General features: G+C 62.2%; 12 protein-coding genes. 7 read left to right on the top strand and 5 right to left on the bottom strand.

Going from position 1 to position 12895, the window contains the following annotated elements:
* Positions 1-13 precede the first annotated feature (13 nt).
* Positions 14-874, top strand: coding sequence for a VOC family protein (locus tag AACZ26_RS02315; RefSeq protein ID WP_339618783.1), 861 nt, complete (start codon positions 14-16; stop codon positions 872-874).
* On the opposite strand, the gene AACZ26_RS02310 is transcribed toward AACZ26_RS02315, so the two are convergent.
* Positions 871-1881, bottom strand: a complete 1011-nt coding sequence (locus tag AACZ26_RS02310; protein ID WP_339618782.1) for a serine hydrolase domain-containing protein — start codon at positions 1879-1881, stop codon at positions 871-873. The genes AACZ26_RS02315 and AACZ26_RS02310 overlap by 4 nt on opposite strands.
* A 138-nt stretch (positions 1882-2019) precedes the next feature.
* On the opposite strand from AACZ26_RS02310, the gene AACZ26_RS02305 reads away from it, so the two are divergent.
* A complete protein-coding gene (locus AACZ26_RS02305) occupies positions 2020-2577 on the top strand; it encodes a YceI family protein (protein ID WP_339618781.1) in 558 nt (185 codons plus the stop codon).
* Between the two features lie 58 nt (positions 2578-2635).
* Here AACZ26_RS02305 and AACZ26_RS02300 read toward each other — a convergent pair whose 3' ends face one another.
* Positions 2636-3889 carry an MFS transporter gene (locus tag AACZ26_RS02300; RefSeq protein WP_339618780.1) on the bottom strand — a complete coding sequence of 418 codons (1254 nt, stop codon included), beginning with the start codon at positions 3887-3889 and terminating at the stop codon, positions 2636-2638.
* A gap of 74 nt (positions 3890-3963) precedes the next feature.
* Between AACZ26_RS02300 and purS the strand changes: the two genes are divergently transcribed.
* The 3 genes from purS to AACZ26_RS02285 are packed head-to-tail and all read left to right on the top strand — an operon-like array spanning position 3964 to position 5417.
* The gene (gene purS / locus AACZ26_RS02295; RefSeq protein ID WP_100387994.1) at positions 3964-4236 is read left to right on the top strand and encodes a phosphoribosylformylglycinamidine synthase subunit PurS; all 273 of its coding nucleotides are present in this window, start codon (positions 3964-3966) and stop codon (positions 4234-4236) included.
* Complete coding sequence (gene purQ, locus AACZ26_RS02290) at positions 4236-4934, top strand: phosphoribosylformylglycinamidine synthase subunit PurQ (RefSeq protein WP_100387993.1); 699 nt, start codon at positions 4236-4238, stop codon at positions 4932-4934. The genes purS and purQ overlap by 1 nt, the downstream gene beginning before the upstream one ends.
* Before the next feature lie 18 nt (positions 4935-4952).
* Positions 4953-5417, top strand: coding sequence for a DUF3817 domain-containing protein (locus AACZ26_RS02285; protein ID WP_339618779.1), 465 nt, complete (start codon positions 4953-4955; stop codon positions 5415-5417).
* 7 nt (positions 5418-5424) lie between these two features.
* On the opposite strand, the gene AACZ26_RS02280 is transcribed toward AACZ26_RS02285, so the two are convergent.
* Both AACZ26_RS02280 and AACZ26_RS02275 read right to left on the bottom strand, forming a co-directional pair.
* Positions 5425-6267, bottom strand: a complete 843-nt coding sequence (locus tag AACZ26_RS02280) for a type II CAAX prenyl endopeptidase Rce1 family protein (RefSeq protein ID WP_100387991.1) — start codon at positions 6265-6267, stop codon at positions 5425-5427.
* Positions 6268-6273: 6 nt separating this feature from the next.
* On the bottom strand, positions 6274-7515 hold the full coding sequence (locus AACZ26_RS02275; RefSeq protein WP_100387990.1) for a mechanosensitive ion channel family protein: 1242 nt from the start codon (positions 7513-7515) through the stop codon (positions 6274-6276).
* 125 nt (positions 7516-7640) lie between these two features.
* On the opposite strand from AACZ26_RS02275, the gene AACZ26_RS02270 reads away from it, so the two are divergent.
* Both AACZ26_RS02270 and AACZ26_RS02265 read left to right on the top strand, forming a co-directional pair.
* Positions 7641-9023: a DUF2254 domain-containing protein gene (locus tag AACZ26_RS02270; protein WP_339618778.1), complete on the top strand. Its 1383-nt coding sequence runs from the start codon at positions 7641-7643 to the stop codon at positions 9021-9023.
* A 67-nt stretch (positions 9024-9090) separates the two neighbouring features.
* Positions 9091-10533: a glycosyltransferase gene (locus tag AACZ26_RS02265; protein WP_339618777.1), complete on the top strand. Its 1443-nt coding sequence runs from the start codon at positions 9091-9093 to the stop codon at positions 10531-10533.
* A gap of 88 nt (positions 10534-10621) precedes the next feature.
* On the opposite strand, the gene AACZ26_RS02260 is transcribed toward AACZ26_RS02265, so the two are convergent.
* Complete coding sequence (locus AACZ26_RS02260) at positions 10622-12850, bottom strand: glycoside hydrolase family 3 C-terminal domain-containing protein (RefSeq protein WP_339618776.1); 2229 nt, start codon at positions 12848-12850, stop codon at positions 10622-10624.
* Positions 12851-12895: the final 45 nt, after the last annotated feature.

Here is a 12895-nt window from a genome sequence, read left to right as displayed (position 1 = left end):
GGTTATATCCGACATGACCGACCTCCTTGCCGCCGACACCGCCATGGGCGCTGTGACTCTCAGCGTCGCTAACCTTGACGCTCTCACCGCGTACTACCGGGATGCCGTGGCGCTGACAGTGCTCAGCGAGTCATCCGACACCGTCGTGCTCGGTCGCGGCACCACACCCGTCGTGATCCTCAAGCATTCGCCGGCACTCAAGCATGCGAGCCCTCGCGATGCCGGACTCTTTCACACGGCCATCCTGTTCGATACGGAAGAAGCGCTTGCGGCATCCGTCTACTCGGTCGCCACTCGCTACCCCCAGACGTTCACCGGCAGCTCAGACCACCTCGTGAGCAAGGCATTCTATTTCACCGACCCCGAAGGCAATGGCGTCGAACTGTACTGGGATCGCGACCGCACCGAGTGGAGCTGGGTTCACGGCACCGTCGAGATGAGCACGCTCTATCTCGACCCCAACACGTTTTTGCACGAGAACCTCACCGAGAGTGCAGTCGAGCAACCCGTCATCGGTGGGGCACGCGTCGGTCACGTGCACCTTCAAGTGGGCGACGTGCGCACTGCGCGGGAGTTCTACGTCAACCAACTCGGCTTCGAAGCGACCACGGAGATTCCCGGTAGCGCCGTATTCGTCAGCGCTGGCGGCTACCACCACCACATGGCCATGAACACGTGGAACTCGAGCGGTGCTGGTCCGCGCCTGCCCGCTCTCGGGTTGGCCCAAGTCGACATCACCGTGCCAAGCCTTGATGATCTCGGCGAGCTAGGCGAACGGATGACGCACCACGGCATCCAGTTGCGTCACGATGGCCAGACGGTCAGTTTCGATGACCCGTGGGCCAACCAGATTCGGGTGAGCGCCGCGAGCTAACCGCCGAGGCGTTCGTCGATCTCGCGGATGACCGGCCACGCGCCCTCTTCAGAGTTCGACAGCACTACAACGTCGAGCCCGTCGTCGAGATAGTGACGCACGATTCCCGACGCTCCGGGGCTGACCCCATCCGCAAAGTAGCTGCGCACAGTTCCGTCGTCGTTCATGTCGAACTCGAGTCCGAATCCGTACCAGGTCTCATCGTCGTACTGCACTTGAGGGGTGAGGAACTCTTCCGTGAACTCGCTATCGAGAAGTTCGCCATTGCGCACCGCCTGAATGAAACGGATGAGGTCTGCGGCGGTGACGTGGGCTCCGCCATCGGGCAAACCAATGGGCGGGGCGCTGTAGATATTGGAAACCCAGCGGCCGTCGATGTAGTCCCAGCCTTCGGCAACGCGCGGCGCGGCATCCCGACGGTCATAAAAACCCGAATCCGTCATGCCCGCGGGCGCGAAGACCTCGTCGAAAATGTACTGGCGGTAGCCCGTCTTGGTGACCTTCTCGATCGCGAGACCCGCGAGCACATAGCCTGCGTTGGTGTACACGCACTCGACGCCGGGATCAGCGAGCGGCTCCTTATTCACAAAGGTGGGCAGCTGATCGCTGGGCTCAAGAATCGTGTACGTCGGGAACTCAGCCCACAGGTCGGCGTAGCTTTCGCCTTCTTCTTCATCCACGTCATCCGCAATGCCACTCGTGTGGGTGAGCACGTGCAGGAGAGTGACAGCAGGGTCAATCTCGGTGTCGGCGAGGTCAACATAGTGATGAATGGATGTTTCGAGATCGAGGTCATTCTTCGACACCTGTTGCAGCGCTGCCACGCTCGTGAAGAGTTTCGTGATTGAGCTGGAATCGAATCGAGTGTCTGTTGTGTTCGGCACGTCCCAGCGCTGGCTGGCCTTGCCGGCAACCGCCTCAAAGACGGTCGCGTTACCCCGCTTAATGAGGACCGTGCCCGAGAAGTCGTTCTGCTCAAGAAATTCGTCGAGTCCGGTGATATCCATACTGCGAGCCTAGCGACTGTCGCTGACTTATTGTGGGGCGGATGCTCGCCCATTTGCACCCCGTCGCACTCGGTGCATTCTCAGAAAACTAGTCCCGTTTTGAGGAATAAGCGCACCCGCCCCGTAGTTCACGAACACATGACTACTTCACTTGACACCCACACCAACTTTGTCGCTGGTACTTGGCAGCTCGACCCCACCCACTCCACCGTGTCGTTCACGGTCAAGCACCTCATGATCAGCAAGGTCCGCGGCACGTTCGACGGCTTTAGCGGCACCATCGTCACGTCAGAGAACCCCGCCGAGAACTCGGTGACGGCAGAGATCGACATGGCGACGATCAACACCAACCAGGCAGACCGCGATGGTCACCTGCGCACCAACGACTTCTTCAACGTCGAGCAGTTCCCCACCACCACTTTCACGTCGACCTCGATCGCAATCGACGGCGACGACCTCACGATTGAAGGCGACCTCACGCTTCGCGGAGTCACCAAGCCCATCACCCTCAAGGGCGAGTTCGGCGGAATCGCCACGAACCCCTACGGCCAGACCATCGCCGCAGCGAGCGCAAGCACCGTCATCAACCGCACCGACTTCGGCGTCAACTACAACGCCGCTCTCGAAACCGGTGGCGTACTCCTCGGCGAAGATGTAACCCTGAACTTCGACCTTCAGGCTGCTCTTCAGCAGTAATCGCATTCTCGCGAATTCTTGACGAGGCCTCTCTGCGCACTGCGCGGAGAGGCCTTTGTTATGACGCGGGCCCTGCGACGTCGCTCAGCAGCAGCTTCTCGGCTGCGGCAACGGAGGCGCTGCGCCAGACGACGAGCGCGCCAGCGGCAACAATCAGCACAAGAATTCCTGCACCCCACGCGAGCCCGGCGTAGCCAACGATCGCGAGAATCGGCCCGGCGAAGCCTCCACCGAACGCACCAGCGAGGCTCATGATCGTGTCGCTGCGTCCCTGAATCCGCAGCTTCGTCTTTCCGGTGGCGAGGTCGGCGACGAGGGCTGAGCCTGCCACGGTTGATGCGCTCCAGCCGAGGCCGAGCAACACAAGCCCGACGGTGACGGCCGCATTGCTGAGTTGTCCGAGTGCGACGACGAAAACGGATGCCGCGAAGAATCCCTGCCCGATAAGGATCGTGGGAATGCGGCCAAAACGGTCACTTGCCCAACCGAACACGGGAGAGAGCGCGTACATACCGGCGATGTGCAGGCTGATCGTGAAGCCGATGATCGTGAGGCTCGCTCCGTGATGACTGAGGTGCACTGGCGTCATCGCCATAATCGAGACCATCACCGCGTGGCTAATCGCGATGGCAGCGATCGCGAAGACCAACGGGCCTCGACCGCGCACTATTCCGGCATCCGCAGCAACCGCGCTGTCGACAGGGCGATTGCGAGCGAGGGTGAGCGGATCGGGCCGCAACGCCACGAGGTACAGCGCCATAGCTGCGAGCTGGGCTGCAATCGCAAAGGCGAACGATCCTGTGTTTGTGGGCAGTGACAACCACTGCGCAATAGCTTCGCCTGGACCAATCAGGTTGGGGCCCGCGACGGCACCGATCGTGGTGGACCACACGACGAGCGACAGGTCGCGGCCGCGATGTTCGGCAGCCGCAACATCCGTCGCCGCAAAGCGCGCCTGAAGACCAACGGCCGTTCCCACGCCGAGCATCGCGAAACCCAGAATGAGCAGCGGAAAAAAGGCGAGGCCCACGGCAAGAACAGTGATGAGCGAACCACCAGCCGCGACACCGGCACCCAAGGCCAGTGCGGGTCGCCGCCCCCAGCGTTGAGCGAGTCGCGCCAGCGGAATTGAGACGAGCGCTGCACCGAGAGTGCTGGATGTTGCTGCCGCACCAGACAGCGTCTCGCCGCCCAGGTCCGCGGCCAGAATCGCGCCAACAGCAACGGTCGCACCCAGACCGAGACCGGCGAGCACCTGGCCCGCCACGAGGGTTCTGACGATGCGGGATTGCACTGCGCGATCGATGTCCATGGGTACAGTCTGGCGCACCGTCGCGCTCCGCTAGACTGAGGGCATCTTCCCGCGCGAAATCATGGAGTGATTCGGTGCCAACAATCGTCGTCGAGGTAATGCCCAAGGCTGAAATCCTCGATCCTCAGGGCAAGGCTGTAGCCGGCGCCCTCGTCCGTCTCGACAAGAACGAGTTCACTTCGGTGCGCATCGGTAAGCGATTTGAGCTCACCGTTGAGGGTCCGATCACTGATGAGCTGCTGGCTGAGGCCCGGGAGATCGCCAACGATCTTCTGGCCAACACGGTGATCGAAGATGTGATTTATGTCGGCGAGGCTCGTTCCGCCGACGACGCTCAGGGCGCATAGTGCGCATCGGAGTCATCACCTTCCCGGGTTCGCTCGACGACCGTGACGCTCAGCGTGCGGTCAAGCTGGGTGGCGGCGAGCCGGTAGCCCTGTGGCACGGCGACCACGACCTCAAAAATGTGGATGCCATTGTTCTGCCGGGCGGGTTCAGCTACGGCGACTACCTTCGTGCCGGCGCAATCGCAGCCCACTCGCCCATCATGAGCGAGGTCATCGCGGCTGCGAACGGCGGAATGCCGGTGCTCGGCATTTGCAACGGTTTTCAGATTTTGGTGGAGTCGCACCTTCTTCCCGGTGGTCTCGTGCGCAACGACCACGGTGACTTTGTGTGCCGCGACCAGAAACTGCGTGTCGAGAATGTTGACACCGCTTGGAGCAACGGCTTCAAAGAAGACGAAGAGATCATCATCCCGTTGAAGAACGGTGAGGGCGGCTACATTGCCGACCAGGCCACTCTTGATCGCCTTGAGGGTGAAGGCCAGGTTGTGTTCCGCTACCTCGAGGTCAACCCCAACGGTTCAGCGAATGACATTGCCGGCATTTCGAATGCTCGCGGCAATGTTGTTGGCTTGATGCCGCATCCGGAGCACGCCACCGAGCCTGGCTTTGGTCCAGACACTCGCGTCGCAATGCGTTCGGGCACCGACGGTCTCACGTTCTTCACGAGCGCGATTAGCTCGTTGATGGCCAACGCCTAACTCCGAAAGTTCAGCCTGATGTTTGCAACACCGAAGTCACTGTTTCGCGTACTGGCATTCGCTGAAGCGGTCACCTGGACCCTCCTGATCACCGGCCTCATCTTGCGCGCTACGGCGGGGCTGGATGTCGCGGTGTCGATCGGTGGGGCCATCCACGGTTTCGTCTTCCTCGCGTACGGTGCCACTGCCGTGTTGTTGACGGTGAACCAGCGTTGGAGCGTCGGCACCGCCGTTCTCACTATCGGTAGCGCTGTGATCCCCTACGCCACGATTCCGGTTGAGCTGTGGCTTGCACGTTCGGGTCGCCTGAACGGTGACTGGCGCAAAGAAGCTTCTGAGCATCCGCGTGATGCTGGCTGGATTGACCGCACGATGCGCTGGGCGCTCAACCACCCGGTGCTGCTCGCGAGCGTCATCATTGCCGCCGTTGTCGCGCTCTATGTCGTGCTGATCACAGTTGGGCCTCCCGGCGGCAAAGACTAGCGTCGTTCTAGAGCAGGAAGAACGGAATCACTCCCGGGTTTCTGGCGTGCACAATGACGAGGAACACGACAGCATCGAAGAGTAGGTGCACGCTCAGTACATAGACGAGCGACTTTGTGGTGGAGAAGATCCAGCCCTGCAGGAGGGCGAACGGGATAGTGAGCAGCGGGCCCCACGACTGGTAGCCGAGTTCCCACAGGAACGACACAAAGATCACCATCTGCAGCAGGTTGGCCTGCCACACGGGGAAGTGCCTGCGGAAGAGCACGAATACGGTGAGGATGAAGAACAACTCATCCCAGGTGCCGACCGCGTTCACTCCAACAAAGAGGCGGCCGATCTCGTCGGGCGTCGTGACAATGGGCCAGTTGAGGTAGACCCCGCTCGTGATGAAGTAGAACGGCAAAATGAGCCAGCCAAGAAAGAGCACGAGAAACAAGTAGCCCCACTGAACACGGTTCCACGGCCATCCGCCCCGCCACGGAAAGCGAATAAGTCGGTCTTTGAACACAAACCGCGACAGAGCGTAGGGCACAGCTACGGCGGCCGCCAGCACAAACCCGAGAAGAAAGAAGTTGCCCCAGCTGATGTCGGCGGCGACCGACACCGTGGAGACGATGACCATTCCGACCGCAATCAGAAACAGGTCCTTCGCCAAGCCCTCAGTGTGCTTGTTGCGATCGGTGAACCACGCTGCAGCGAGCGCGATAGCGACCACGAGGTAGCCAAGAAGCGTGAGCCTGAGCGAGAACATCAGCACCGCTGATCCGCTCAACAGCGCTGCGGGCACAAGCCCCCAACTGCGTGAACTCAGTGGAGAGGAGCTGACAGCACTGTCGACTGCGGGCATGCGGTACTAGTCCTTATCGTGGGTACTGCGCTTGTCGAGGGGGTCGTGCGGGTCTTCCGGATCCGACTCGGCAACATCAAGAATGTTGTCCCGACCATTCTCTTGCACGGGAATGGCGCCCGTAAACTCCTGGCGACGGGCATCTGCTTCGGCACTACCGCTAAAGAGCCCGCGGTCTTGAGGTTCAGAGGAGCCCTTGCTGCGCGCACGCGCCTCGTTTTCGACCATGAGCACGCGGGTGCGAGGCAGCGCTGCGGGGTTCTTCGACTGCAACCACTCGACCATCTCTTCACGCACGTGCGTGCGGAGATCCCATTGGGCGCCCGAATCTGCGGCACTGATAAGAACCCGAACCCGAACGAAACCACCGGTGGTGTCGACGACTTGGATGTTGGCGGTGCGGCCATCCCACAGGTCGGATTCGGCAACGATCTTCTTCAGTTGCGTGCGCATCTGGTCGATGCTGACTCGCCAGTCGAGGTCGAAGTTGACCTCGCCGAGCAGCTCGGTGGCGTTGCGGGTCCAGTTCTGGAATGGCGTGGTCGTGAAGTAGGTGGAAGGCAGCACGAGGCGGCGCTGATCCCAAATGCTCACGACGATGTAGGTGAGAGTGATCTCTTCGATACGACCCCATTCGCCGTCGGCGATCACAACATCATCCACTCGGATGGCGTCGCTGAAGGCGAGCTGCATTCCCGCAAAAACGTTAGCGAGAGCGGATTGGGCGGCGATACCGGCGACGACGCTGACGAGGCCGGCGGAAGCCAGCACGCTAGCCCCCAGAGCCTGTGCGCCGGGGAGAGTCAAGAGGATCGCACCAACAGTAACGATGACGATGACGGCAGCCAAGACGCGCCGAATGAGTTGAACCTGAGTGCGGATGCGGCGAGCGGCACGATTGTCGGGAACGTCAATCGGGTAGCGGTGCAGAGCACGATTGAGCAGCAGGTTGATGACCGCAATGAGCACCCAGCCACTTGCAGCAATCACTAAGACGCGGAAGACACCGTTGGTGACGTCGCGGAGATCCTGAACGGGCAGCGTAATAGAGATCGCGACCCAGATAGCGAGAAGCGCGAGCAGCACCCTCAAGCGTCGACGCAAGGGTGCAAGCGTTTCATAAACCCCTGGTCGCAATCGGGCGATTCCGCGCACAATGAGCGAGATCACTCCCACCACGACCACAACAGCAACCAGCGCAATCACCACAGCGAGGGCAAGGCCCAGCCACGATTTCCATTCGAACACTCGAGTGATTTCCTTTCATTCGCGTTGTTCCACCCTAGAGGCAGGCGCTGGGGCATTGCCTGACGTGATGGCGTGACGTGGTTTACTGACGTGATCAACGTCGGCGACAACACGAGAGGGACAGCGTGGGCGATCAAGCAACTCACAGTGCACGACGAAACTCTTTGCGTCGCTGGGCTGCCACAGTGCGCGAAGGAGTCGCCGCCGAACTGTGGCCCCTCCCCACCATTTCAATCGCACTCGCGGTGGCTTTGGGAATTGTCATCCCGCTCATCGACCGCGCAATCGACTCATCATTGCCCGTGACTCTCGAACGGTTGCTCTTTGCGGGCGGCCCGGAGAGTGCCCGTTCAGTGCTCTCCGCCATCTCGGGCTCCCTCATCACGGCAACGTCGTTGACTTTCTCCCTCACCGTTGTTGCACTGCAGCTCGCGAGCAGCCAAGCATCGCCGCGCGTACTGCGCACCTTCCTGAAAGACCGCACCGTGCACTGGACCCTCGCGGTCTTCGTCGGCACCTTCGCTTACGCCCTCACCGTTCTGCGCACCGTTCAAGATGGCTCAGACACCATTGACCCCCTCGTGCCGCGACTCGCAGTGACCTTAGCTTCGCTCCTGACTTTGGCGAGCGTTGTCATGCTGACGCTCTTCTTGGCACACCTCGCGCGGCAACTGCGCATTGAGACCACCATGCGTCAGGTGTACGTCGAAACCAGCAAGACCATCGAGCTCGTGTCATCCACTATGGCTACCGGCGAAGTCGACCTACCCGAGTGGCCGCCAGCCGAGCGACTCGAGCTGAGCCTCGCAACACGCTCAGGGTTCATTCGTTCGATCGACCGCTCGCGACTTCTCACGCTCGCCATCAAGCACGACATTGTGGTGCGAGAAGAGCACCCGGTCGGGCACCATGTGGTCAGCGGAACCCCCATTGCGCGCTGGTGGCCACGCGACCCCCTCCGCCACGTGGATGACGACGAACGCGCCGAAATCAACGGCCCCCTAGCGAGCGCTATCGGCCTCGCCTACGAACGCACCGCTAGCCAAGATATTGGTTTTGGCATTCGGCAACTCGTCGATATCGCGTCACGGGCGCTCTCACCGGGAGTGAACGACCCGACGACTGCCGTTCACACGCTCGGCCATATTTCGGCGACCCTCTGCTCGATCGCCGACATGCCCGTGCAATCGACAGGGCTCAGCGACGACGACGATCTGGTGCGAGTGATCATCAAGACCCACGACTTTGTGAGCCTGCTCGATATCGCCATGACGCAGCCGCGCCGCTACGGCGCGAGCGACCCCGGGGTAGTTGAGCGCTTGTTCCAACTGCTGCAAGAAGTGGGATACCGCGCGCAACGCCCCGAGCAGTCCGCGGCGGTGTCTGAGCAGATCGACCGACTCGAGGCATCCATTGCGGCTGAAATGTATGACGTCGTGGAGCGCGAACGGTTTGAGGGATTCGCGAAAGCGGCCCGCGCGGCGACCAACGATCACCATTGGGTGTAAATAACTACCGCGGGATTCACGCGCGCACAACCGGCCCGCCCGCACCCGGTTCGGCTATCATTCCCCCATGCCCGTGAAGCGCCGCCCTCAGCTTCCCGTGACCGGAGGAGAGCGGGTACTGATCCTGTCCGCCGGCGTCGGCTCGGGCCATAACAGCGCCGCTGCGGCAGTGCACCAAGCCTGCGCGACCCGCACCGAGATCGCTGAAGTGCAAGTGCTCGACGTCTTGCAGGTCAGCAGCGCTCTCTACCGTGACGTGGTGGGCAAAGGCTATTTCGTGCTCGCGAAGGGTCTGCCGTGGCTGCTCGACTGGGCCTATGACGTCAGCGATGCACCATTTTGGCGAAGGGGACCGATCGACCCGTGGACCCAAGCCAACTCGCTTCCCGTGATCCGCGCGATCAAACGCTTCCAGCCGACCGCAATCGTCAGCACACACTTTCTTCCCGCCCAGCTCATGGCCACACTCCTCATGCGCGGAGTCATTGATGCCAAAACCGCGGTTGTGACGACCGATTATGATCCTCAAGGTCTCTGGCTGACGAGCGCGTTCCACTCGTTTAATCTGGCGCGCGAGGAAGGCAAGATCGAGCTGATAGCGCTCGGACTTCCGCCCGATCGTGTGGCAGCCACCGGCATCCCGATCAGTAGATATTCGGATGCCGAACCAGACCGCGCCGCCCACGACATCCCCCACATCGTGATCTCTGCCGGCGCCGCAGGCGGAGATTACGCGATCGCGACGGTACGGCAGACGCTGCACATGCGCTCGGCGTTCACAGCGACCGTGGTCTGTGGGCACAACGAGGAGACTCGACGGGGCATTGAGAAGCTCGTCGGCACCGATGATCGTTTCACTGTGCTCGGGTTTACGACAGAGATGCCCGCCTTGCTGAGGAGCGCCGACCTGTTCGTGGGCAAACCGGGTGGGCTATCCGCCTCCGAATGCATGGCAGCAGGGTTGCCCATGGTGCTGGTGAACCCCATCCCGGGGCAAGAAGTTCGCAACGGTGACTACCTGCTGGAACAGGGTGCCGCGGTTCGCTGCAACAACGTCACCACCCTCGGCTGGAAGATCGACCAAATCTTGACCGAGCCTGGGCGCCTGCAACGGATGAAATCGGCGGCGAAAAGCACGGGCCGACCGGATGCCGCGGCAGACGTTCTCGCTGGCTTGCTTGACGGCCCGAGCCGTCCGATCGTCGTGACTCGTGCTGCTCAAAAATCCATTCTCTCCGCCAGCGAACGACAATTGGTAGCGAGCGACCTCCGGGGAGAATCCGCCCTCGTTCGGCTCACTGATCCCACCGATAACAGCACGGTGGCGCTGCTGAGAGCAGAGGAGTTGGAAGACCTGCAGAAACGGTACGCGTCTTCTGAAGGAGAGCTCGTGTTGAGGCCCGACCAAACGCTCGCCTCGATCCGCTGGGAGGGGCGCCGACTGATTCGGGCAGTGCTGCGCAACGACGATGCGCTGCGCGTGCGAATCGACGCCCTGCCCCGCGAGTAGACAGAGTCGCAGGGTAGTCGCAGCCGCAATCCGTTTGGCGTTAGGCGTTAGGCGTTAGGCGTTAGGCGTCGGCGATCGACGCCGACAGTTAGCCGTCAGCGGTTCGCAACGGCACTGCTCCGGTCCAGTGTGAAGGGCTGTGTTGAGCGACGATCAGCGCCCAGTCACCCGCTCGGGGGTGCCACTGCCGGGTGCTCGGGTCACGCTGCAACGTCGGTCCCGCGTCGAGTCCGATCTGCACGGTCGTGCTCTCCCCGCGCGGCACCGTCACTTTCTGAAACCCCACGAGCTGGGCCACCGGATGCCCGGCCGACAGATCGGCGGCGTAGAGCTGCACGACGGTGGATCCGTCGCGGTCGCCCGTATTGGTCACGAGAACGCGAGCGGTTCCACCCGATTCGGTGAAGGTGTGGTCGAGAAGTTCGTGCGTCATGGTCGTGTAGCCCAAGCCGAAACCGAGGGGGAACGCGGGAGCAATGCCCTGACCATCCAGGTGTCGCTGGCCCCATTTATCGTCGTAGACGACCGCCTTCGCTGCGCTATCGAACGGCGGCAAATGTGCCACGTCTCGCGGTATGACAAAGGGCAGGCGCCCTCCAGGTTCGATGTCTCCTGTGAGCATGCTCGCGAGCGCGTGCCCGCCCTCCATCCCGCCGTACCACGCAAGAACAAGGGCGGGAACGCGATCCCGCCACTCCTCGGTCAAGATCGCGCTTCCGCCGACCAGCACCACAACGGTGCGGGGGTTGGCCTCGGTAACGGCCCGGATGAGACTGGCGTCGGATGGTCGAAGCTCAAGCGAGCTCCTATCGCCGCCCCGCACAAACCGCGCCGCGAGGTGAGCGAGCCCGATGAAGAGGCGCCGCGATAAGCCAGAGTTGAACGCGCGGCCCAGCACCCCGACGTCGACTCCGCCGGTGACGACAGACTCACCCTCGTCGTGCTGGTCGAGGCCCACGACAACGACAGCGGTTTCTGCCTGCGCCGCGAGCTCGGCTGCAGCGCTCTCGTTCGTGCCGTTGTCGGTCGTAATCTGCGCATCCGGGAACGCTTCGCGCAATCCTTGCAGCGGGGAGACGGTGGACGGCGGACGAACCCGCGAGGAGCCGTGATCGCCCAGGTTCGCTTCGTCAGCGAGGCGGCCGATGACGGCGAGCCGCCGTGTGCCGGGAGCCAGCGGAAGCAGCGGTGCCTCGCCGACGGCATCGTTCTTGAGCAGCACGATCGATTCTGCGGCGGCTTGGAGCGCAAGGGCCCGATGCTCGGCGGAGGCGATGACGGTCACCTTCGGCTCCTGCTTCTCCCGCGTTGCCGCATGAAGAACGCTGGTCCGCAGGATGCGGTGCGCCGCCTGCACTACTGTCGCGCGGTCAAGCTCCCCACGACGAAGTGCGGCAGGCAGCGCGCGCGCTCGCAGCATCCGTAGCGGCATCTCGATGTCCATTCCGGCCTGCAGACTCCCGACCGCATCATGAGTGCCGAATACCCAGTCGCTTGTTACGAATCCGGTAAAACCCCATTCGTCTCGCAGCACATCTGTCAGTAGGGCGCGATTGACGTCCATGTATTCGCCACGCACCTTGTTATAGGCACTCATCACGGAGTCGGCTCCGGCATCCACCACCGCTTTGAAGTGGGGCAAATACACCTCATGCAGCGCGTGGTCATCGACGGCGACGTCGACCTCGAAACGCTCGTTCTCCATCGAGTTGAGCGCGAAGTGTTTCACACACGCCATCGTGTGCACCCGAACACCGCGAGTGAGGGCCGAGCCCATCTGCCCGACCAGCACCGGATCTTCGCCGTAGCACTCCTGCGCGCGGCCCCAGGCCGGATGCCGCAGCAAGTTCACGCACACCGAGGCAGAGTAGTTGGCGCCCCTCGCGCGCGTCTCGGCGCCGATCGCCGCCCCGACCCGCTCTTCGAGGGCCGGATCCCACGTTGCTGCTCGCGCCATCGTCACCGGGAACGCGGTAGCGGCACCGATCACAACACCACGAGCACCGTCGCTGAACCGGATGCCCGGGATGCCGAGCCGCGACACCGCACCGGCCACGAACGGTCGTCGCCCGAGGAGGGCAGGAATGAAGGGTAAGAGGCGACGCGGGGAGTCTCCGTCGAGCAAACCGAGCAGTTCTTTTTCGGTCAGAAGGCTAATGAGTTGGTCGGAGGCGGCATCCACATCGAACTCACCTGCACGAACAGCCTGAACCGCCTCGTCGAATGCGTGAACTGAGGCTTTCATCGCGACCGGCACGGCGTGGTCACTGATCGGCCCGCCGCCAACGCTCGGCACGATGCCGTTCGCATTCTCCATGATTCGAAGTCTGCACCCTCTAGCTGTGCTCTCGCAAAATCTGGG

The sequence above is a fragment of the uncultured Salinibacterium sp. genome, assembly GCF_963974405.1.
Taxonomy (GTDB): domain Bacteria; phylum Actinomycetota; class Actinomycetes; order Actinomycetales; family Microbacteriaceae; genus Rhodoglobus.
The sequence above is the reverse complement of the archived record's forward strand: the minus strand, read 5'-3'. Positions and strand labels throughout refer to the sequence as shown.

Bases quoted from the DNA above. Each gene is read 5' to 3' on its own strand.
- AACZ26_RS02265 (WP_339618777.1), top strand. From the start codon at position 9,091: ATGCCCGTGAAGCGCCGCCCTCAGCTTCCCGTGACCGGAGGAGAGCGG.
- AACZ26_RS02310 (WP_339618782.1), bottom strand. From the start codon at position 1,881: ATGGATATCACCGGACTCGACGAATTTCTTGAGCAGAACGACTTCTCG.
- AACZ26_RS02315 (WP_339618783.1), top strand. From the start codon at position 14: ATGACCGACCTCCTTGCCGCCGACACCGCCATGGGCGCTGTGACTCTC.
- AACZ26_RS02305 (WP_339618781.1), top strand. From the start codon at position 2,020: ATGACTACTTCACTTGACACCCACACCAACTTTGTCGCTGGTACTTGG.
- AACZ26_RS02280 (WP_100387991.1), bottom strand. From the start codon at position 6,267: ATGCCCGCAGTCGACAGTGCTGTCAGCTCCTCTCCACTGAGTTCACGC.
- AACZ26_RS02285 (WP_339618779.1), top strand. From the start codon at position 4,953: ATGTTTGCAACACCGAAGTCACTGTTTCGCGTACTGGCATTCGCTGAA.
- AACZ26_RS02260 (WP_339618776.1), bottom strand. From the start codon at position 12,850: ATGGAGAATGCGAACGGCATCGTGCCGAGCGTTGGCGGCGGGCCGATC.
- AACZ26_RS02300 (WP_339618780.1), bottom strand. From the start codon at position 3,889: ATGGACATCGATCGCGCAGTGCAATCCCGCATCGTCAGAACCCTCGTG.